Annotated in this window: 18 protein-coding genes and 1 tRNA gene; 8 read left to right on the top strand and 11 right to left on the bottom strand. The window is 64.4% G+C overall.

The annotated features are described in order from the left end of the window. The first annotated feature begins 40 nt into the window (after nt 1–40). From groL to Q0C17_RS14495, 4 genes are all read left to right on the top strand, one after another. Nucleotides 41–1,684 (top strand): chaperonin GroEL, encoded by a 1,644-nt coding sequence (groL, locus tag Q0C17_RS14510; protein WP_291207805.1) that lies wholly within the window; start codon nt 41–43, stop codon nt 1,682–1,684. Between the two features lie 150 nt (nt 1,685–1,834). Then, nucleotides 1,835–2,176, top strand: a complete 342-nt coding sequence (locus Q0C17_RS18215) for an AMP-binding protein (protein ID WP_366914832.1) — start codon at nt 1,835–1,837, stop codon at nt 2,174–2,176. Nucleotides 2,177–2,206: 30 nt separating this feature from the next. Then, nucleotides 2,207–3,445: an AMP-binding protein gene (locus Q0C17_RS18210; protein ID WP_366914831.1), complete on the top strand. Its 1,239-nt coding sequence runs from the start codon at nt 2,207–2,209 to the stop codon at nt 3,443–3,445. Continuing rightward, nucleotides 3,442–3,654, top strand: a complete 213-nt coding sequence (locus Q0C17_RS14495; protein WP_291207803.1) for a hypothetical protein — start codon at nt 3,442–3,444, stop codon at nt 3,652–3,654. The genes Q0C17_RS18210 and Q0C17_RS14495 overlap by 4 nt, the downstream gene beginning before the upstream one ends. A 118-nt stretch (nt 3,655–3,772) precedes the next feature. On the opposite strand, the gene Q0C17_RS14490 is transcribed toward Q0C17_RS14495, so the two are convergent. The 5 genes from Q0C17_RS14490 to recJ form a co-directional block, all read right to left on the bottom strand. After that, nucleotides 3,773–4,207: a PaaI family thioesterase gene (locus Q0C17_RS14490; RefSeq protein ID WP_291207798.1), complete on the bottom strand. Its 435-nt coding sequence runs from the start codon at nt 4,205–4,207 to the stop codon at nt 3,773–3,775. Next, the gene (locus Q0C17_RS14485) at nt 4,200–4,655 is read right to left on the bottom strand and encodes a DUF192 domain-containing protein (RefSeq protein WP_291207796.1); all 456 of its coding nucleotides are present in this window, start codon (nt 4,653–4,655) and stop codon (nt 4,200–4,202) included. Before Q0C17_RS14485 ends, Q0C17_RS14490 begins: the two co-directional genes overlap by 8 nt. A gap of 50 nt (nt 4,656–4,705) precedes the next feature. After that, on the bottom strand, nt 4,706–5,233 hold the full coding sequence (locus Q0C17_RS14480; RefSeq protein WP_291207793.1) for a cold-shock protein: 528 nt from the start codon (nt 5,231–5,233) through the stop codon (nt 4,706–4,708). Between the two features lie 124 nt (nt 5,234–5,357). Next, nucleotides 5,358–5,432, bottom strand: a tRNA-Glu gene (locus Q0C17_RS14475). 78 nt (nt 5,433–5,510) lie between these two features. Continuing rightward, nucleotides 5,511–7,307, bottom strand: a complete 1,797-nt coding sequence (gene recJ, locus Q0C17_RS14470; protein ID WP_291207791.1) for a single-stranded-DNA-specific exonuclease RecJ — start codon at nt 7,305–7,307, stop codon at nt 5,511–5,513. A gap of 140 nt (nt 7,308–7,447) precedes the next feature. On the opposite strand from recJ, the gene purB reads away from it, so the two are divergent. The 4 genes from purB (at nt 7,448) to Q0C17_RS14450 (ending at nt 13,092) form a co-directional block, all read left to right on the top strand. Then, nucleotides 7,448–8,746: an adenylosuccinate lyase gene (gene purB, locus Q0C17_RS14465; protein ID WP_291207788.1), complete on the top strand. Its 1,299-nt coding sequence runs from the start codon at nt 7,448–7,450 to the stop codon at nt 8,744–8,746. Between the two features lie 72 nt (nt 8,747–8,818). After that, a complete protein-coding gene (locus Q0C17_RS14460; RefSeq protein ID WP_291207786.1) occupies nt 8,819–10,093 on the top strand; it encodes a dipeptidase in 1,275 nt (424 codons plus the stop codon). A gap of 78 nt (nt 10,094–10,171) precedes the next feature. Continuing rightward, nucleotides 10,172–10,915 carry a glucose 1-dehydrogenase gene (locus Q0C17_RS14455; protein ID WP_291207784.1) on the top strand — a complete coding sequence of 248 codons (744 nt, stop codon included), beginning with the start codon at nt 10,172–10,174 and terminating at the stop codon, nt 10,913–10,915. Between the two features lie 86 nt (nt 10,916–11,001). Continuing rightward, on the top strand, nt 11,002–13,092 hold the full coding sequence (locus Q0C17_RS14450) for a TonB-dependent receptor (protein ID WP_291207782.1): 2,091 nt from the start codon (nt 11,002–11,004) through the stop codon (nt 13,090–13,092). Here the strand turns inward: Q0C17_RS14450 and Q0C17_RS14445 are convergent, their stop codons facing one another. The 6 genes from Q0C17_RS14445 to lpdA form a co-directional block, all read right to left on the bottom strand. Next, the gene (locus tag Q0C17_RS14445) at nt 13,093–14,019 is read right to left on the bottom strand and encodes a biotin-dependent carboxyltransferase family protein (protein ID WP_291207780.1); all 927 of its coding nucleotides are present in this window, start codon (nt 14,017–14,019) and stop codon (nt 13,093–13,095) included. Further along, the gene (locus Q0C17_RS14440) at nt 14,016–14,657 is read right to left on the bottom strand and encodes a carboxyltransferase domain-containing protein (protein WP_291207778.1); all 642 of its coding nucleotides are present in this window, start codon (nt 14,655–14,657) and stop codon (nt 14,016–14,018) included. Before Q0C17_RS14440 ends, Q0C17_RS14445 begins: the two co-directional genes overlap by 4 nt. Next, nucleotides 14,654–15,406 (bottom strand): 5-oxoprolinase subunit PxpA, encoded by a 753-nt coding sequence (gene pxpA / locus Q0C17_RS14435; protein ID WP_291207776.1) that lies wholly within the window; start codon nt 15,404–15,406, stop codon nt 14,654–14,656. Before pxpA ends, Q0C17_RS14440 begins: the two co-directional genes overlap by 4 nt. Beyond that, the gene (locus Q0C17_RS14430; protein WP_291207774.1) at nt 15,403–16,611 is read right to left on the bottom strand and encodes an Nramp family divalent metal transporter; all 1,209 of its coding nucleotides are present in this window, start codon (nt 16,609–16,611) and stop codon (nt 15,403–15,405) included. Before Q0C17_RS14430 ends, pxpA begins: the two co-directional genes overlap by 4 nt. After that, a complete protein-coding gene (locus tag Q0C17_RS14425; RefSeq protein WP_291207772.1) occupies nt 16,608–17,750 on the bottom strand; it encodes a DUF2891 domain-containing protein in 1,143 nt (380 codons plus the stop codon). The genes Q0C17_RS14430 and Q0C17_RS14425 overlap by 4 nt, the downstream gene beginning before the upstream one ends. Before the next feature lie 76 nt (nt 17,751–17,826). After that, a complete protein-coding gene (gene lpdA / locus Q0C17_RS14420; RefSeq protein WP_291207770.1) occupies nt 17,827–19,242 on the bottom strand; it encodes a dihydrolipoyl dehydrogenase in 1,416 nt (471 codons plus the stop codon). Nucleotides 19,243–19,246: the final 4 nt, after the last annotated feature.

Genomic DNA, 19,246 nt, shown 5'->3' with positions numbered 1-19,246 from the left:
TCCCTTCCCTTCTCCAATCAATTCAAGAGGTAACTCCCCAATGGCAGCAAAGATTGTTGTTTTCGGATCCGACGCCCGCGAAAAAATGCTCCGCGGCGTCGACATCCTGGCTAACGCCGTGAAAGTCACGCTCGGCCCGAAAGGTCGTAACGTCGTCATCGAGAAATCGTTCGGCGCCCCGCGGACGACAAAAGACGGCGTCACCGTCGCAAAAGAAATCGAGCTTGAAGATCGCCTCGAGAACATGGGCGCACAGATGCTGCGCGAAGTGGCCTCGAAAGCGAACGACACCGCCGGCGACGGCACCACGACCGCGACCGTTCTGGCCCAGGCCATCGTTCGCGAAGGTATGAAGCGCGTCGCCGCCGGCATGAACCCGATGGACCTGAAGCGCGGCATCGACAAAGCCGTGACCGAAGTGGTCGCAGACCTCGCCCACCATGCCAAGAAAGTGAAAACCAACGAAGAGATCGCCCAGGTTGGCACGATCTCGGCCAACGGCCAGCGGGAAATCGGCGAGATGATCGCCCAGGCGATGGCGAAAGTGGGTAACGAAGGCGTGATCACGGTTGAAGAAGCCAAATCGGCAGACACCGAACTCGATGTTGTCGAGGGCATGCAGTTCGATCGCGGCTATATCAGCCCCTACTTCATCACGAACGCAGACAAGATGATGGTCGAGCTGGATGACGCGCTCATCCTGCTGCACGAGTCGAAACTGTCCAGCCTGCAGCCCTTGCTGCCGATCCTCGAAGCTGTCGTTCAGTCGCAGAAGCCGCTGGTGATCATCGCTGAAGATGTGGACGGCGAAGCCCTCGCCACGCTCGTGGTCAACAAGCTGCGCGGCGGCCTTCGCATCGCCGCCGTGAAAGCCCCGGGCTTCGGCGACCGCCGCAAGGCTATGCTACAGGACATCGCTGTCCTGACGGGCGGCCAAGTCATCTCCGAAGACCTCGGCATCAAGCTCGAGAACGTCGGTATGGAGATGCTCGGCAAAGCCAAGCGCATTACGATCGACAAGGACAACACGACGATCGTCGACGGCGCTGGCAAGAAGAAAGAAATCGAAGCCCGCGTCGGCCAGATCCGTAAGCAGATCGAAGACACGAGCTCCGACTATGACAAGGAGAAGCTTCAGGAGCGTCTCGCGAAACTTGCCGGCGGCGTTGCTGTCATCAAGGTTGGCGGCGCCACCGAGATCGAAGTGAAAGAGAAGAAAGACCGCGTCGATGACGCGCTCAACGCAACCCGCGCCGCTGTCGAAGAAGGCATCGTTCCGGGCGGCGGCGTGGCCCTGCTGCGCGCTTCCAAGAACATCGATGTAGTTGGCATCAATGACGACGAGAAGGCCGGCATCGACATCGTGCGCAAGGCGCTCGAGGCTCCGCTGCGCCAGATTGCCGAGAATGCCGGTGTTGAAGGTTCGGTCGTGGTCAATACGATCCTCCAGAACAAGGCCCGTTCGTACGGCTTCAACGCCCAGACCGAAGAGTATGGCGACCTCGTCGCCATGGGCGTCATCGACCCGGTGAAGGTGGTCCGTTCGGCCCTCCAGAACGCCGCTTCGGTAGCCAGCCTGCTCATCACTACGGAAGCCGGCATCGCCGAAGCTCCGAAGAAAGAGTCGGCCGGCGGCGGCGGCATGCCAGGCGGCATGGGCGGTATGGGCGGTATGGACTTCTAAGTCCTCCCCAAACCGAATGACACAAACAGGCGGCCCTCCGGAGCGATCCGGGGGGCCGTTTGCGTTGGGGCATGGATTGCCCGCAGCCCGCCGCGCCCATACGATCCTGCCCAACGAGAACAACGCCGGACGGCGACAGGGAGAGTGTGCATGGACTGGAACTTTGGTGACATGCTGGACGCCGTTGGCGCGGCGCTGGGCCCTTCCGACATCGCAGTGGCGCATGGCGACAGGCGGATTGTCTGGCCAGAGTTTACCGCCCGCTCCAACCGGCTCGCGCGGGCGCTACTGGGCCTCGGCGCAAAGACCGGCGACAAGGCCGGCTTCTACCTGCGCAATCAGGCCGAATACATGGAAGGCCTCGCCGCGTGTTTCAAAGCGCGCCTCGCGCATGTGAACGTCAATTATCGGTATCTGGATGACGAGTTAGTCTACATCTTCGACAATTCGGACGCGACAGTCGTATTCTTCGACGCGGATTTCGCCCCCTAATTAGAGCGCGGGCGCACGCGCCTCCCGAAGGTGCTGGTCTGGGTGCAGGTCGGCGGCAAGGAAGTGCTGCCGTTTGCCCAATCCTACGAGAAGCTGGCGACAAATGGCGATCCTTCCCCGCTGAAGATCCCCCGATCCGGCGACGATCTCCTGCTGCTGTATACCGGCGGGACGACCGGCATGCCGAAAGGCGTGATGTGGACACACTCCATCTGGCGGGAAGCGGGCATGGAGGGGGCGCGCAAGGCAGGCCTGCCGGTGCCGGCGAACCTTGACGAGCATGTCCAGAACGCACTGACTGTGGGCCGTTTCTCGCGACAGGTCCCCGCCTGCCCGCTGATGCACGGCACGGGCCTGTTCACCGCGATGGGCGCGCTGCTCAACGGCGGCGGGATCGTGACGCTGACCGAGAACAAGAAGTTCGACCCCGCCAACCTGTGGGACACCGTGCAGCGAGAAGGCGTGACCAGCATGGCGATCGTTGGCGATGCCTTCGGCAAGCCCATGCTGCAGTGCCTCGACGAGAATCCGGGCCGCTGGAACGTGTCCAGCGTGCTAGCCATCATCTCGTCCGGGGTTATGTGGAGCTCGGAAGTGAAACAGGGCCTGCTGAAGCACATGCCGCAGGCCGCACTGACAGACAGCTTCGGTGCGTCCGAAGCGGTCGGCTTCGGCTCTTCGATCACCACGGCGGATGGCGGCACGCAGACCTCGAAGTTCGAGATCGGACCGGCGTGCAAGGTGTTCACCGAAGATGACCGCGAAGTCGTGCCCGGCAGCGGCGTGCCAGGCTTCATCGCGCGCGGCGGCGCCGTGCCGCTCGGCTATTACAAGGATCCGGAGAAAACCGCCAAGACCTACAAGACCATCGGCGGCATGCGCTACGCCATTCCCGGCGACTGGTGTACCGTGGAAGCGGACGGCTCGATCACGCTGCTCGGTCGCGGATCGAATTGCATCAATACAGCCGGCGAGAAAGTTTATCCCGAAGAAGTCGAGGAAGCGCTAAAGTCGCACGCGGCGGTGCGCGATGCGCTGGTCGTCGGTGTGCCGGATGACAAGTGGGGCCAGGCGGTGACGGCGGTGGTATCGCTCGACGGTACGGTTTCAGAGGACGAACTGCGCGCCTTCGTGCAAACGAAGCTCGCCCGCTACAAGGCGCCGAAGCGCATCCTGTTCAAGACAGACCTCGGCCGCGCCTCGAACGGCAAGGCGGATTACAAGTCGATCAAGTCCTTCGCACTGCAGGAACTTGGCCTTAGCCAATGAAAAAGCGCCCGCGGCCCATAAGCAGCGGCGGCGACCATGATCATCAGGCCAGCAAAGAGCTGACCAGCCGCCTCGAAAGCGGCTGGCGACCGTCTCCGCCCGGTGCTCAGACAGAGGTCATCACTGACGGCGGGATCAGGAGCGGAGCAGATGGTGAAAGCAGGAAAGCGAATCTGGAACGCGATCACGAACGCGAACTGGAGACGTAAAGACAGATAGGCGTCGAACTCCATAAACCGGCGATCCAACGGGGATAACCAACTCGGAGATTCCTAGATCTGATTGTTCAGTTTACGGAGCACTTTAAAGGAGGCCTGGCTTTCTGTCTCACGCGGCCTTGCGGCGCACTGTGCGGAAAACGGCATCGGCGCGCGCGGCCATGGCGCCGTCTTCCTTCATTATGCGGGCGGTGACGTGGACGAACTCACCGTCGATGAAGGTGACCGCCGGATGGGCTTCGATCCACTCTCCTTCCCGCGCGATCTCCATGAATTCCAGGGTCAGCTTGATGGTGACCGACATCTTGCCGGTGGCCGACCAGACAGCCCAGGCGAGCGCGCTGTCGGCGAAGGCGGAGACCATGCCGCCGTGCATGAAGCCCATGCCGTTGCAGTGGCGGTCGAGCACCCAGAGGCCGGTGCGGATGTCGCCCTCCGCGGTCGCGCGGTAGCTCGGGCCGTTATGTATCGTGAACTTGCCGCGCGAGGGCGAGACAGCAAAGCCTGATCGGGGCGCGCGGTGATCGCTGGCCGAGTCAGCCACGCGACTTGGTGAAGATGGGGTGTTCGACCTTGTCGCCGGGCGAGATGCCGAGCGCCTTTGCGCGGCCGCCGGGGATTTCGAGGACGGCGCGAACCGGAACGCCCGGGCCGAGCGAGCGTAGCGAGCCAGGCACGGCGTTGCGGGCTATGGCGATGATCTGACCCTCGGCATCCATGAACAGCATGTCGAGCGGGATCAGCGTGTTCTTCATCCACATACTGGCGGGGCGCACCTGGCCGAAATCAAACAGCATGCCGGCGTCCGGGGCGAGGCTTTCGCGGAACATCAAGCCCTGACGGATCTCGTCTTCCGTGGCAGCGACCTCGACGGTGAAGCCATGGGACGCCTCATCCGACTTGATGGTCAGCGGGGTGACAGCGAGCTGGGCGAAAGCAGACTGGGCCAGGAAGGCCAGCACTGCGAAAGAGACGAGCATGAAACGGATCATGCAGGCAGGAATAAAGGCCTGAATTGAAAGCGGCAAGCGCCGGCTGCTGTTCAGCGCTTCGGGCGCACTGACAGGACGTGGTCACCCTTGGCGCCGGTTTCGATGATGACCTCGATCAGAGTGCCGGGTTCGATGTCGTCATAGCCGGCTTTGCGCAGGGCAACTGCGTGGACGAAAATGTCGATCTCGTCCGAGCTGCGGCGGACAAAGCCGTAGCCACGGGCGCGGTTGAACCATTTGAGGGTGACTTCCTCATAGTCCGGGCGTTCGCCGCGCTCGCGGGCGACGGCAGCGCGGGGGCGTTCCATCTCGATAATGTGGGCAGTCTGCCAGCCGCGCGGGCGTTTCACCGCATCGCAGACGATCTTGGCGCCTTCGTCAGCGAGAGTCTCGCCATAATCGCGCAGGCATGAAATGTGGAGCATGACATCGCCGGTGAGCGAGGCATCGGACGTCGATTCCGCGACGATGAAGCCGTAGCCTTTCGCACTGTCGAACCATTTCACATGACCAATGACCCGGACGACGGGCTCGGCTACGGGCGGATCGGATTCACTTCTGGCTACGCTATTCGTCATCAACCCACATTCCCCTGACGCGAAAACTAGTGCGCGAATTCGCGCTTGTCACGCGATGTTCACAACCCGAAACGATTCGGGCTGTCATTCCGGGGCAGTTGCGGCAAATTGAGGGCGGAAAACCTGGCAGTCCCTAGGGGAGTCGAACCCCTCTTTTCAGGTTGAAAACCTGACGTCCTAACCGATAGACGAAGGGACCGCACGGGTTGGAGAGGGCGCATATAGCGGCTGATTCAGGACAGGGCAAGCCACCTCGCGGAATTCGGAACAGTTTGTCCTAAAGCCGTGTCACATCAAGGGTTTCAAGCTGGACCCGGTCGCGGCCATTCCAGTTATCGGTCTTCAGGCGCCCCACGAGGCTGAAGCGTCCGCCCTGGCGCAGTGCGTCGCCGATCGGTGTGCCTTCGGCTCGCCAGCAGATCGATTCCAGACGGCCGGACGCATCTTCTGCCGTGAAGCGTAGGTGCTGCGTTCCGACGCGGCGGATGCCGGTGACATTCACGTCCTGCAGCATAAACACCGGTTCCGGCGCGCCAACCCCGAAGGGACCGAGGGAGGCGACGGCGGCGACGAGATGCGGCGTGGCGGCGCCGGGAGCGACGACCGCGTCGATGTCCATGTCGAGCGCGGCGTCACGCTCGGCAGCGAAGGCGTCCATGTGATCAAGCATCCAGGCGTCGAAGGCGGCGAGCTGCGACGGATCGAGGCTGAGCCCGCCGGCCATGGCGTGGCCGCCGCCGGAAAGGATGACGCCCTGCCGGGCGGCTTCGGAAATTGCGGCGCCGAGGTTCACGCCCTTGACGGAGCGGCCAGAACCCTTGGCGACCGGACCGAGCCCGTCGCCCCAGCCGATGACGATGCTGGGCAGGTGGAAGCGGTCCTTGAGGCGGCCAGCGACGATTCCGATGACGCCCGGGTGCCAGCCCTCACCTGCGGCGATGATCACACCGCGCAGGGGGTTCTCGGCGATGGCGCGCTCGGCCTGCGCCGTGGCGGCGTCGAGGATGGCGGCTTCGAGGGCTTTACGCTCGTCGTTGAGCGCATGGAGGCGTTCGGCGAGTTCGATCGCCTCGGCGCGGTCGTCGGTGGCGAGGAGTTTGGCGGCAAGCCAGGGATCGCCAACGCGGCCACCGGCATTGAGGCGCGGGCCGAGCAGGAAGGTTGCGTGGTAGACTGTTTCGATCTTGCCGATACCGGAAACGTCTGCGAGCGCACGCAGGCCGGCGTTCTGGTCGCGCGCCATCATCGCGAGGCCTTGGCGGACGAAGGCGCGGTTGACGCCTTGCAAGGGCGCCATGTCGCAGAGCGTGCCGAGGGCGCAGAGGTCGAGAAGCGGCATGATGTCTGGCAGGCCCGACGGCGGAGCGACGCCGCGCTCACGGGCGAGGCGGTTCATAGCGGCGACGAAGACGAAGACGACCCCGGCGGCGGCGAGGTGACCCTGCCCCGAATTGCAGTCCGGCCGGTTCGGGTTCACGAGCGCGGCGGTGGGAGGAACAACCCCAGACATCAGGTGATGGTCGATTACGACGATCGGAAGGTCGATGGCGACGGCCTCGTCCAGCGCCCGAACGGCGGCGGCGCCGCAGTCCACGGTGATGACGAGTTCGGCGCCCTGACCTTTCAGGTAGCGAAAGGCTTCCGGCGAGGGGCCGTAGCCTTCCTCGAGACGGTCCGGCACATAGAGGCCGAGGTCCCTTCCCCACGCGCGGAAGTAGCGCGCGAGCGTGGCCGAGGACGTGCCGCCGTCGACGTCGTAGTCGGCGAAAACGATGACCTTGCGGCCATCCAGGATGGCGTCGAGGACGATGCCGGCAGCCTTGTCCATGTCGGCAAAGCTGGACGGGTCCGGGAAGAATTCGCGCAGCGTTGGGGCGAGGTAACCTGCGGCATCTGCGACATCGACGCCGCGCGCCTCGAGGAGGCGGGCGAGCAGGTCCGAGCCGCCGACGGCCGGCAGCAACGACTGGACGCGGCGCGGATCGGCCTGGTGCAGCCGCCAACGGCGCCCGCCAGCCGACAGGGCGGGGGAGGCGGCGGCCGGGTTTGCGGCTTTTCTGGCAGGCTGCGTCATGGTCGGGGCTATGTCGAATCAGGTGCCAACTTACCCTGCCCGCGCCGCAAACAGAATGGCTCCGCGACAGGCACCTTGAAAGGCTGGCGCAACCGCGCCGAAGCCCTTATTGGCTGGCGCAACGCAATGGAGATACCCCGATGATCCCTCGCTATACGCGCCCGGAGATGGCCGCCATCTGGACCCCGGAGTCCCGCTTCGGAATCTGGCTGGAGATCGAAACCCTCGCGGCCGAGGCGATGGAAGAGATGGGCACCATTCCGAAAGGCGTGTCCAAGGCCGTACGCGAACGGGCCGCGTTCGAGGTGGACCGCATCGACGAAATCGAGCGCGAAGTGAAGCATGACGTGATCGCATTCCTGACCAACGTGACAGAGCATGTGGGCGAAGAAGCGCGCTTTCTCCACCTCGGGATGACTTCCTCCGACGTCCTGGACACCTGTCTTAACGTACAACTGGTCCGCGCAGCCGACCTGATGCTCGGCGGCATCGACCGCGTGCTGGCCGCACTGAAGAAGCGCGCCTACGAGTTCAAGCATACACCGACCATCGGGCGCAGCCACGGCATCCATGCCGAGCCGACAACTTTCGGCGTTAAACTTGCGGGCTTCTACGCCGAGTTCCAGCGCGCGCGGGCGCGGTTGCTGATCGCTCGAGACGAGGTGGCGACCTGCGCGATATCCGGCGCAGTCGGCACGTTTGCGAACGTTGATCCGCGCGTCGAAGCGCATGTGGCGGCGAAGCTCGGCCTTCGGATCGAGCCTGTCTCGACACAGGTGATCCCGCGCGACCGGCACGCGATGTATTTCGCAGTGCTCGGCGTGATCGCTTCGTCGGTCGAGCGGCTGGCCACCGAGATACGCCACCTCCAGCGCACCGAAGTGCTCGAAGCGGAAGAGTATTTTTCGGCCGGACAGAAGGGCTCGTCGGCGATGCCCCACAAACGCAATCCCGTCCTGACGGAAAACCTGACCGGGCTCGCGCGGCTTGTGCGCTCGGCGGTGACGCCGGCTCTGGAGAACGTGGCGCTGTGGCATGAGCGGGATATTTCGCATTCCTCGGTCGAGCGCGGCATTGGCCCCGACGCAACAATCCATCTTGATTTTGCGCTGCACCGTCTCGGCGGCGTCATTGAGAACCTCGTCGTATATCCCGAGAACATGCTGCGCACGATCAACAGCATGGGCGGCCTGCACAATTCGCAGCGCATCCTGCTGGCGCTTGTGGAAGCGGGCGTCAGCCGCGAGGATGCCTATCGGCTGGTGCAACGCAATGCGATGCGCACCTGGAAGAAAGAAGGCGACCTCGACGTGCTTCTGAAGGCGGACCCCGACGTGACAGCCCGCCTGAAACCTGAGCAGATCGATGCGCTGTTTGATCTGGAATATCACTTCAAGCACGCAAACACGATCTTCGAGCGCGTGTTCGGCAAAGGCTGAGCCCTTCTGGTTGACGCCGGACGGCGTCTGGCCAGTATGATGACCCATCAGACTCAACTTACGGGGCTATCCATGAAACGCATCCTTTTCGGGCTGGCTGCAGCCATGCTGGCCGGCTGCAAGACAGCCCCGGCTCCGGAGCTATCGGAACCTACGACGCCGCCCGCGCCGGCGCTTTCGCCAATGGCGCTGCTTCATCAGAACTTCATGGTGCTAGACAGCCACCTTGATACGCCGGCCTATTTCCATTCAGACACCTATGTCTTCTCCGAGCGCGGCGATTTCGATGTGGACGGCACGCATGTCGACCTGCCCCGCATGAATGAAGGCGGCCTCGACGGCGGCTTCTGGGTGATATTCACGACGCAAGGCCAGCTGGACAAGACGTCCTATGTTGCGGCGCGCACGATTGCCTTGATGCGGCAGGCCGCCATCCGCGAATTCGCGGCGAAGTATTCGGAGGATGTGGAGCTGGCCTTCACAGCAGACGATGCGGAGCGCATTTCTGCGGAAGGCAAGAAGATCGTGTTCCAGAGCATGGAGAACGCTTACCCGCTCGGCGAGGATGTCTCGCTGATCGAGGCCTTCTATGTGGGCGGGCTGCGGATGGTGGCGCCGGTGCATTTCCGGAATAATCAGTATGCGGACAGTGCGACGGATGTTGCTCAGGTGTTCGGGGGGCTTAGCCCGTTGGGGGAAGAACTCGTGCGTGAGGCGAACCGGCTCGGCATGATCCTTGATGGCTCGCATGCGTCGGACGATGCGGTGCGCGACATGATCGCGCTGTCGACCACGCCGATCATCCTGTCGCACTCCGGCCCGAAGGGTGTGTATGACCATCCGCGCAACCTGCCGGATGACCTGCTCAAGGCCATCGCGGCGGACGGCGGCGTGATCCAGGTCAATGCGTACGGCGGGTATCTCGAACCGCTGGTCGCCTCGCCCGAGCGGCTTGCAGCGATTGCGCAACTCGAAGCCCGGTATGGCAAGGATACGTCCAAGCTTGCACCCGAAGAGCTCGTGGCCTTTCGTGCCGCGCGCAAGGAAATGGATACCGCGTTCCCGCCACCGCGCTCGACCTATACAAAGTTCATGGAGCACCTGCTCTACACATTGAAGCTCGTCGGGCCGGATCATGTCGGCATCGGCGCCGATTGGGATGGCGGCGGCGGCGTGGACGGGATGAAGGACGTCGCGGCCCTGCCGCAGGTGACCGCCGACCTGCTGGCTGCAGGCTATACCGAGGATGACCTCGCGAAGATCTGGGGCGGCAACATGCTGCGCCTGATGCGCCAAGCGGAAGCGGCGAAGACCGCGACACTGACGTCGCCGCAGGTTCTGAACTGACGGATTTCCGCGCGGGCAAGGCTTGATCTGCGGGGTAGCGTGGCGAACACTTCTTCGTAAACAGGGAGAGGACCGCTGATGACCAGCCCATATTTCGATCTGACGGGAAAAGTCGCGCTCGTGACCGGCGGTAGCCGGGGGCTGGGTTATCAGATGGCGAAAGCGTTCGCGCTGCACGGCGCGGACATAATCGTAGCGAGCCGGAAGCTCGATGCCTGTGAAGCGGCCGCAGAAGATTTCCGCAAGATGGGGCGCCGGGCCTACGCGCACGCCGCGCATTGCGGGCGCTGGGACGATATCGATGCGCTCATCGAGGCATCGTATGCGAAATTCGGACGCATCGACATCCTGGTCAACAATGCCGGCTCCGGCCCGCGCATGGCAAGCCATGAGGTGACTGAGTCCCTGTTCGACAGCGTGCTGAATCTCAACTTCAAGGGCCCGTTCCGGCTGGCGAGCCAGGTCGCGAAGCGGATGGCGGACGGCGATGGTGGCAGCATCATCAACATCTCTTCCTCCGGCAGCCTGGTGCCGCTGCCTCATGTTGTTCCCTACGGATCAGCCAAGGCGGCCCTGAACGCGATGAGCCTGTCCTTGGCGCACGAGTATGCTCCGAAGGTGCGCGTGAACACGATTTGCCCCGGTCCGTTCCTCACCGACATTTCAAAAGCCTGGCCGGAAGAGATGCGCCAAAGCGCCGACAACGCAATGCGCCGCCCCGGGAAGCCTGAAGAGATCATCACGGCGGCTCTTTACCTTGCGAGCCCTAGTTCCAGCTTCACGACTGGCTCCTTGCTGCGCGTGGACGGCAGCGCCGCCTGATCCTGCTCTGAAAATCGGACAAACGCCCTTGCGCTTCGGCGCTCGGCTTCGTAATGCAACATTATTACATTACGAAGGAGTATCCGATGAAGCGCGTTTTTCTGGCGACCGCCGTGTCTACCCAGGCCCTGCTGGGCGTGGCCCAAGCGCAGGAGGCTGAAACCCCGCGGCGGCTGGAGCCGGTGCTCATCACGACGGCGCCTGGCCCCGACCGCGCAAGTGACGAGCTGGTGGGCAACGCCACCGCGATGGAACGCGAGGACATCCTGCGCAATCTCGCCTCGACGCTGGGCGACACCCTGTCGGGCGAGCCGGGCATCTCCTCAACATATTTCGGGCAGGGCGCGAGCCGGCCTGTGCTGCGCGGCCTCGGTGCTGAGCGCGTTCAGGTGCTCACCAACGGGATCGGCGTGATCGACGTGTCGGCGGCAAGCCCGGATCACCAGGTGGCGGCGGACGGGATCGATGCCGAGAAGATCGAGATCCTGCGCGGGCCGGCGGCGCTGGCATATGGCGGCCAGGCCATCGGCGGCGTGGTCAACGTGATTGACGGGCTGATCTCAGAGACCATTCCGGATGGTGCCATCTCGGGCGACCTGATGGGCGCCTATAACAGCGTCAACGAAGGCACCGAACTGGCCGGCCGCGCCCGCTATGCCACCGGTCCGGTCGTCCTCGCACTGTCGGCTTCAATGCGCGATTTCGGCGACTATGACATTCCGGGCTACGTGGAATCCGCGCGCCTGAGGGCGCTGGAGGAAGCCGAGGAAGAAGAAGGCGAAGCGCACGAAGAGGCGCGCGGACAGGTGGAGAATTCCTTCCTGAAGACGGACTCTCTCGGTGCGGGCCTGTCCTGGGTCGGCGAGCGCGGCTTTGCCGGTTTTGCGGTACGCCGCCAGACGGCAGAATACGGCCTGCCGGGTCATTCGCATGAGCACGAAGAAGGTGCCCCAGAAGAAGAAGGCGCCGAAGAGGAGCCTTTCATCGATCTGGAGCAGATGCGCTACGACTTCCGCGCGGGCTATGACGTGGCCGGCGACGTGATCACGCGGGTCTCAGGCTCACTGGCCTATGCCGACTATCAACACATCGAGTTTGAAGGGCCTGGCGAACCGGGCACCCGCTTCGACACCAAGGGCTGGGAAGCGCGCGGTGAAGTGGACCACACGATTGCTGGCTTTGAAGGCGCCCTCGGTGTGCAGGCGCTGGACAAGGAACTGTTCACAGAAGGCGACGAAGCTTTCATTACGCCGACCGATACGAAATCGCTCGCTGTGTTCCTCTATGAGGCCCGTGATTGGGACAATGGCTTCGGCGTTGAAGGCGGCCTAAGGGGCGAGACGGTCGAGCATGACAACGATCTGCAGGGCAAGGCGGAATTTGACCTGTTCAGCGGCTCTGCCGGCATCCATCAGCACACGGAAGGCGGCTGGTTCTTCGGGGCGCAGCTCAGCTATACTGAACGCGCACCGAACGAAAGTGAACTCTTTGCCTTCGGCCCGCACCTTGCCACGGCGCAGTATGAAGTGGGTGATGCCTCGCTCGACAAGGAGCGCGGCCTGAACGTGGAAGGCACTGTCCGCTGGAAGAATGAATGGCTGTCCTTCGGGGTGAACGCGTTCAAGACCAGCTTCAACGACTTCATCTACCTGGCCCCCGGCACCATCGAGGAGGAAGGCGTGATCGTCGACGTGGCCGACGACCTGCCGGTGTTCCTGTTCACGCAGGATGATGCCGAATTCATCGGCGCGGAGATCTACAGCGAGGCCGTGTTCGACAACGGGCCGATGGGCGCATTGTGGACGCTGAAAGGCGGCGTGGACTTTGTGAATGCGGAGCTGGGCAACGGCGCCGATGTGCCGTTCGTGCCGCCGCGGCGCTTCACAGCGGACGCCGATGCACATTGGGCGCTGTTCGAACTTGGCGCCGGCGTCGAATGGGCCGACGGCCAGGACGATGCGGGCATCGGCCAGCTGCCGACAGATGGCTACACGCTGGTGAACCTGCGCGGCGCGCTGAACCTTGCCGAACTGGGCTTTGGCCAGGACGGCACGCAGGCCTTTGTCGAAGTGCGTAACGTAACCGACGAGGAAGCGCGCCTGTCGACGTCCGTGCTGAAGGACCTGTTGCCCCTGCCCGGCCGCAACGTGCGCGCAGGCGTGCGCGTCGCGTTCTGATCAGAGGCGGAAATCCGTAACCCAGGCGGCGATCAGGGCCTGCTTGGCCCGGAGCGCCGCTTCCGCTTCTGCCTGCGAGCGCAGAAGGAAGCGGAGGCTGTCGCCGGGGCGTAGCTGGCCGAGCAGATGGCGATCGGCGCGGATGACCTGCAGCAGATGCGGATAGCCGCCGGTCGTCTGCCCGTCCGGCAGCAGCAGGTAGCCGCGCCCTTGCGGGGTGACCTGCAGGGCGCCCGGGAAGACGGCGGCGCTTGGCTTGAGGCCGGCCCCGGCCCGAGGCGGGAACGGGCCTTCGATCTCGGCCCCCATCCGGCTGAGTCGGCGGGATACGTGGTAGACGGATGAATTCACATCGAACGCGCCTTCCGGGAAGTCAGGACCTGGCACCACGCGCAGGGCGAAGCTGTGAGACAACGGCAGGCTTAGTTCGGCGGGCGTAGCGGTGAACGGGACGCGTCGGACGCTCGTGATGGCGAGTTCGTCGCCTTTTGCCAGCGCCCGGCCCTGATGACCGCCGAAACGAGCCGGCACATAAGTGGACTGGGAGCCAAGGAAGGACTCCGCCGCTATCTCTCCCGCGACTGCGAGATAGATGCGGGAGCCCGTGGACGCGGCGCCGATCTCCAGAACATCGCCGGCACCGATCTCAAGCAGCGCGTGCATGTCCTTTGTGGCACCCATGACGCGGACACTCGCGGGCGCGCCTGTCAGCGCGACCTGCACGGGCGAATCGAAGGCGAAGCTGGCCGGGCCGTAGGCTATCTCAAGGCAGGGCGCGTCTGCAGGGTTGCCGCAAAGCCGGTTGGCGAGCGCCATGGAGAGAGGGTCCGCCGCCCCGCCATAGGGTACACCCGCATGGCGATAGCCGAGGCGCGGCGCGGCCTGCACCGTGCACTGGATGCCGGGATCGATGACCCGTAGGCTCATGGCCGGCCGCTCCGGCGCAGGAAGACGCGGTCTCCTGGTGCAAGGCGGAACGGGTTCGTCGCGGTGCGGTCGAACAGAGGCACTTGCAGCCGCCCGATGATCGGCCAGCCGCCGGGCCCTTCCAGGGCGTAGAGGCCAACCTGCCCCGTGATCAGGCCGATTGAACCGGCCGGAACGCGCGCGCGGGGCGTGTCCAGCCGCTCCCCAGAGAGCATGGACGAGAGGCCGGTCAGGTAAGCGAATCCGGGTGTGAAGCCGAGCATGTCGACGGTCAGCGGCGATTGAAGGACTTCATCCATGATCTGCGCTGCCGGTATTGCGAGCCTATCGGAGAGGGCCGCGAGATCCGGGCCATCTTCGCCGCCGAACACCGCTTCCAGCGAGTGGGTTTTGGCGTCGAGAGCAGGCGATAGGGCAGCCAACTCCAGAAGACGCTTCAGCCTCGCCGCCGCAAGGCCCATGCCTTCCGCGTGCGGATCGAATGCGACAGTGACATCCTGCTTTCCCGGGACAACCTCGATCCAGCTTTGGTCGCTCGCCAAATGATGCGCGAGGGTGTGGCGGATGTCGCCGGGGCCGCAGAGGACCGTAAGCGCATCATCCCCCAGTGCGATGACCGGGAAGGCCGGCGCCATCATGCACGTACTCCGATGCCGGCGGCTTCGAGCCCGGCGCGGAGCGCACGGGCATGCTCGGCGGCGCCGGGCGTATCACTGTGCAGGCAAAGCGTATCGATGGCGAGCAGGATGCGCCCGCCGCCGCGCACGGCGACCGAGCCATCCCGCGCGAAGCCGAGCGCCTGCGCGAGCACGGCGGATGTATCTTCAAGCACGGCGCCGGGAAGGCTGCGCGGCGTCAGCGCGCCATCAGGTTCATAGCTGCGGTCTGCGAAGCCTTCGGCGAGATATTGCAGCCCTGCTGCACGCGCAGCGCGCTCCAGTTCGCTGCCCGGCGGGCCGACGAGTTCGCGCAGGCCAGCGTCTGCCGTTACGGCGGCGATGACGATAGCAAGGCCCGCATCCTTTGCGGCGTCATTGTAGAGCGCGCCGTGCGCCTTGAGGTGTGTGACGGCAGCTTTCTCTTGCGCCGCGATAGAAAGGAGACGCCGGGCCTGCGCGGCGAGGGAGGCGGCGAGGTCTTGCGGCGACATCGTCAGGGTACGTCGGCCAAAGTTCTCGGGGTCCGGATAGGAGGGGTGCGCGCCGATGCGCACGCCGTTGTCGCGCGCGGCGCGGAGGGTAGCGCGCATCGAGACCTCGTCCCCGGCATGACCGCCGCAGGCGACGTTGCAGCGCGTGACGACACGCAGCATGGCCGCATCGAGCGCGCGGCCTTCGGCGCCGGACAATTCGCCAAGATCGGCATTGAGGCAGAGCGTGGGCGTCATGGCCATACCCCTGCCGCGCGGAGAATGAGGCGGGCGCCGAGGCCGATTGTGACCACCAGCACGGCGCCGCCAAGCAGGTTCTGCAGCGGCGTGTTCACCCGGTCGCCGAGGAGGCTGCGGCGGTTCATGGCGACCATCAGGAAGATGGCAACAATGGGCAGCAGCATACCGTTGGCGACCTGCGCGGTCAGAATGACCGTCAACGGATTGAAACCCATCAGCGCGATGCCCGTGCCCACGACAAGAACGGCCATGGCGACGAGGCGGAAGAGCGGGCCGCGTGGCGGCTTGCCGGCAAGTTCGCTGACCGCATAGGCGGCGGCCATCGGCGCGGTGATGGCCGAGCTGAGACCGGCGGCGAGGAGGCCGGTGCCGACAAGATATTGCGCCATCATCCCGTAGGCGGGCTCGATGGCGGAGGCGAGGTCGGCGCCGGACTTGATCGTCAGGCCGCTGCCGAAAAGGCTGGCAGCGCCGGTGATCAGGATGAACATCGAGATGAGGCCGCCGAGCCCTACCGAGATTTGCGTGTCGCGCCGCGCATCGGCGAGCGCTACTGCACCTCCCCCGGCCCAGCGTTCGCGCGCCGCGGAAGCGTGGAGAAAGAGATTGTAGGGCACGATGGTGGTGCCGATGAGTGCGATGGCGGTGAAGAGGCTGCCCTCCGGCAGGCGCGGAACGAGGCCCGCGAGCATGGCGCCGAAGTCCGGCCGCGTGATAAGGACGCTGCCTGCGAAAGCGAGGCTCATCAGGATGACGAGACCGATCAGGACCCGCTCCATCAGCTTGTAGCTGCCGGATAGGAGGAAAGCCCCGGCCGTCAGCGCAAGGAGGATGACGAGGAGGCGCCGGTCAACGCCCAGACCGTCGAGGATCGCCTCGCCGCCGAGCGCCGCGCCGGTAAGATTGCCCGCCTGGTAGGCCGCATTGCCCAGCGCCAGGGCCACGACGACCAGCGCTGCGAAGGCAAACTTGAGGGCCGGATGGCCCGCCCCGGCCATTAGCGCCTCGCCGAGCCCAGAGCCCGTCACGACGCCGAGCCGGGCCGACATTTCCTGCAAGATGATCGTCGCGACCGTCGCGAAGACCAGCGCCCAAAGAAGCGCATAGCCGAAATTGGCGCCCGCGAGTGTGCAGGCCGTGACCGTCCCCGGGCCGATAAAGGCAGCCGTAACGAGCGCGCCGGGGCCGAAGGGCAGTTTCATTGCAGGGGGATGCCCCGCTTCGTTTCAAGATAGGTCGCGAAGCTCGCGAGCCAGTGACTGCCAGCATAGTGCTGGTCGCTGACGGCCGCGATGCCCGTTTCCTTGTGCACGGCCGCCGCAGCGAGCAGAGCCGGGATACGCGCATCGTCTTGCGGCAGCGCAGAGGCGATGCCTTCCAGAGCCCACGCACGCGACAGGTTCACGCCGTCCAGGTGCACCAGCTTGCCATCCGAAGCGTCGAGCACAATGCCGGGCGAAAGCCAGTCCGCGCGCCCATCGAGCGGGATCTGCGGCAGGAAGGCCGTAAGCCACGCCACATACTCCGCCTGCGGAAGGACGCGGCGCATCAGGTCCGCCTCCATCAGGCAGGGCGAGAGAAAATCCTCGCCCGAGGGCTCATAGGCGAGCGGGCAGTTCACGTCGTTGGCGTGGAAGGCCATCGCCTTAGCCGCGAGGAGAATGCGGAACTCGGTATCGCCGGCGGCGTCCGCCCAGTCGAGCATAAGGCCGAAGGCGAAGGAAGTGGAGTTATGGGTGCCAATGCGGATGGGGTAGACCAGCTTGCCGAGCCAGCTGATCGTCTCAGCTCGTATAAAGGCTTCGAGCGGCTGAAGCGTCTGCACCCAGCCTTCCGCCTCCGGGACATTCGCCTCGCGCAGTTCAGTCATCAGCTGGAGGAACCAGGCCGTGCCATAGGGCCGCTCGAAACTCGCTCGGTCCGGCGCCTGAAAGTAGGCGAGCTCGCCGGCGATGTTCTCCGGCGTGAAGCTCTTGCCGAGGGCTTCGAGAATCGCGGGGCGCATTGGCGTCTCGGGATCGGTGTTCAGAACGCGCATGAGCAGCCAGTGGCCGTGCACCGAGGAATGCCAGTCATAGCAGCCATAGAAGGCCGGATAGAGTTCGCGCGCCGGCTTTGCGTCGGCGTCGGTGTTCAGCACATGGCTGATCTTGTTCGGGTACTCCCGGTGGACGCAGGCGAGCGCGAGCCGGGCAAACCGGTCGGTGACCACGCCCTCACGGGCGGCCGGCAACTCTGCGGCAGGCGGGATTTCAGCGGCGGGCACTGGCGCCTCCTGTTTCGGCGCACAAGCCACAAGCAGCGCCAGCGCCGCCGCCAGACATGACATCTTCCAACGCATTTGCCGCCCTGCCCCGGTTACCCATGGCGCTAGGCGTAGCGGGTGGCCCACCGGCCCGCAAGGGACCGGGCCGGGATCAGATATGCAGCGCGCGGCCCTCGGCATCGAGGACGGCTTCGTGCATCGTCTCGGAAATCGTCGGGTGGGCGAAAACGGTGTGGATCAGGTCGTGCTCTGTCAGCTCGCCCTGCCGCGCGATGACATAGCCCTGGATCAGCTCGGTGACCTCGGCCCCGATCATGTGCGCACCAAGGAGTTCTCCGGTCTTCTTGTCGAAAATCGTTTTCACGAGGCCCTGCTCCGCGCCCATGGCGATGGCTTTCCCATTGCCGATGAAGGGGAAGCGGCCGACCTTGATGTCGAGCCCCTTCGCCTTGGCGGCGGCCTCTGTCAGGCCGACGCTGGCGACCTGCGGATGGGAATAGGTACAGCCTGGCACGTTAGAGGCATCAAACGGCTCGGTCTTGCTTTTTCCGGCAATCCCCTCGACGCAGACGACACCTTCATGGCTTGCCTTGTGGGCCAGCCAGGGCGGTCCGGTCAGATCGCCGATGGCATAGAGTCCCGCCACCCCGGTGCGCCCAAAGCCGTCGACGACAACATGGGTCTTTTCCACCTTCACACCGAGCGCCTCCAGGCCAAGGTTTTCAACGTTTCCGACAATGCCGACTGCCAGGATAGCGCGGTCGAATTCCTTCGTTTCCTTCTTGCCGTCCTTCGTCGTGATGTCAGCGGTGATGGTGTCCTTGCCGGCCTTCAGGTTTTCCACCTTCGCGCCGGTCAGGATGCTCAGGCCCTGCTTCCTGAAATCCTTCTCGGCGAGCGCGGAAATCTCCGCGTCTTCCACCGGCAGGATGCGGTCCATCACTTCGACCACGGTCACTTCGCTGCCGAGTTCATTATAGAAACTTGCAAACTCGATCCCGATGGCACCGGAGCCGACGACCAGCAGGCGTTTCGGCATAACGTCCGGTGTCATCGCCTCGCGGTAGGTCCAGATCAGCTTGCCATCCGCCACAAGACCCGCCTGCGGAATGTCGCGGGCGCGGGCGCCGGTGGCGAGCATGACGTGCTTGGCCGTGTACGACGTATCCTTGCCATCCTTGCCCTTGACAATGACCTTCGGCGCGGGCGCACCCTTCTCGAGCCGCGCCGTGCCTTCGATCACGTCGATCTTGTTTTTCTTCATCAGGAACTTCACGCCGTTCGACAGCTGCGCGGCGACGCCGCGCGAACGCTTGACGACGGCGTCAAGGTCAAAGGAAGGGTTCTCGATCTTCAGGCCGAAGGACTTTGCATGCTTGGCGAGGTGCAACACTTCTGCCGAGCGAAGCAGCGCCTTCGTGGGGATGCAGCCCCAGTTCAGACAGATGCCGCCCAGGCTCTCGCGTTCCACGATAGCCGTCTTCATGCCCAGCTGCGTTGCACGGATCGCCGCAACATAGCCGCCGGGGCCGGAGCCGATGACGATGAGGTCGTATTGGGTGCTCATTGTA

Origin of the sequence: Hyphomonas sp. (assembly GCF_022844445.1) — a bacterium.
Classification (GTDB): domain Bacteria; phylum Pseudomonadota; class Alphaproteobacteria; order Caulobacterales; family Hyphomonadaceae; genus Hyphomonas.
Note: the sequence above shows the minus strand (reverse complement) of the source record. Positions and strands in the feature narration are given on the sequence as shown.

Excerpts from the sequence above, each read along its gene's own strand:
- groL (WP_291207805.1), top strand. The coding sequence starts at position 41 with ATGGCAGCAAAGATTGTTGTTTTCGGATCCGACGCCCGCGAAAAAATG.
- Q0C17_RS18215 (WP_366914832.1), top strand. The coding sequence starts at position 1,835 with ATGGACTGGAACTTTGGTGACATGCTGGACGCCGTTGGCGCGGCGCTG.
- Q0C17_RS14495 (WP_291207803.1), top strand. The coding sequence starts at position 3,442 with ATGAAAAAGCGCCCGCGGCCCATAAGCAGCGGCGGCGACCATGATCAT.
- Q0C17_RS14485 (WP_291207796.1), bottom strand. The coding sequence starts at position 4,655 with ATGATCCGTTTCATGCTCGTCTCTTTCGCAGTGCTGGCCTTCCTGGCC.
- Q0C17_RS14480 (WP_291207793.1), bottom strand. The coding sequence starts at position 5,233 with ATGACGAATAGCGTAGCCAGAAGTGAATCCGATCCGCCCGTAGCCGAG.
- recJ (WP_291207791.1), bottom strand. The coding sequence starts at position 7,307 with ATGACGCAGCCTGCCAGAAAAGCCGCAAACCCGGCCGCCGCCTCCCCC.
- purB (WP_291207788.1), top strand. The coding sequence starts at position 7,448 with ATGATCCCTCGCTATACGCGCCCGGAGATGGCCGCCATCTGGACCCCG.
- Q0C17_RS14460 (WP_291207786.1), top strand. The coding sequence starts at position 8,819 with ATGAAACGCATCCTTTTCGGGCTGGCTGCAGCCATGCTGGCCGGCTGC.
- Q0C17_RS14455 (WP_291207784.1), top strand. The coding sequence starts at position 10,172 with ATGACCAGCCCATATTTCGATCTGACGGGAAAAGTCGCGCTCGTGACC.
- Q0C17_RS14450 (WP_291207782.1), top strand. The coding sequence starts at position 11,002 with ATGAAGCGCGTTTTTCTGGCGACCGCCGTGTCTACCCAGGCCCTGCTG.
- Q0C17_RS14445 (WP_291207780.1), bottom strand. The coding sequence starts at position 14,019 with ATGAGCCTACGGGTCATCGATCCCGGCATCCAGTGCACGGTGCAGGCC.
- Q0C17_RS14440 (WP_291207778.1), bottom strand. The coding sequence starts at position 14,657 with ATGATGGCGCCGGCCTTCCCGGTCATCGCACTGGGGGATGATGCGCTT.
- pxpA (WP_291207776.1), bottom strand. The coding sequence starts at position 15,406 with ATGACGCCCACGCTCTGCCTCAATGCCGATCTTGGCGAATTGTCCGGC.
- Q0C17_RS14430 (WP_291207774.1), bottom strand. The coding sequence starts at position 16,611 with ATGAAACTGCCCTTCGGCCCCGGCGCGCTCGTTACGGCTGCCTTTATC.
- Q0C17_RS14425 (WP_291207772.1), bottom strand. The coding sequence starts at position 17,750 with ATGCGTTGGAAGATGTCATGTCTGGCGGCGGCGCTGGCGCTGCTTGTG.
- lpdA (WP_291207770.1), bottom strand. The coding sequence starts at position 19,242 with ATGAGCACCCAATACGACCTCATCGTCATCGGCTCCGGCCCCGGCGGC.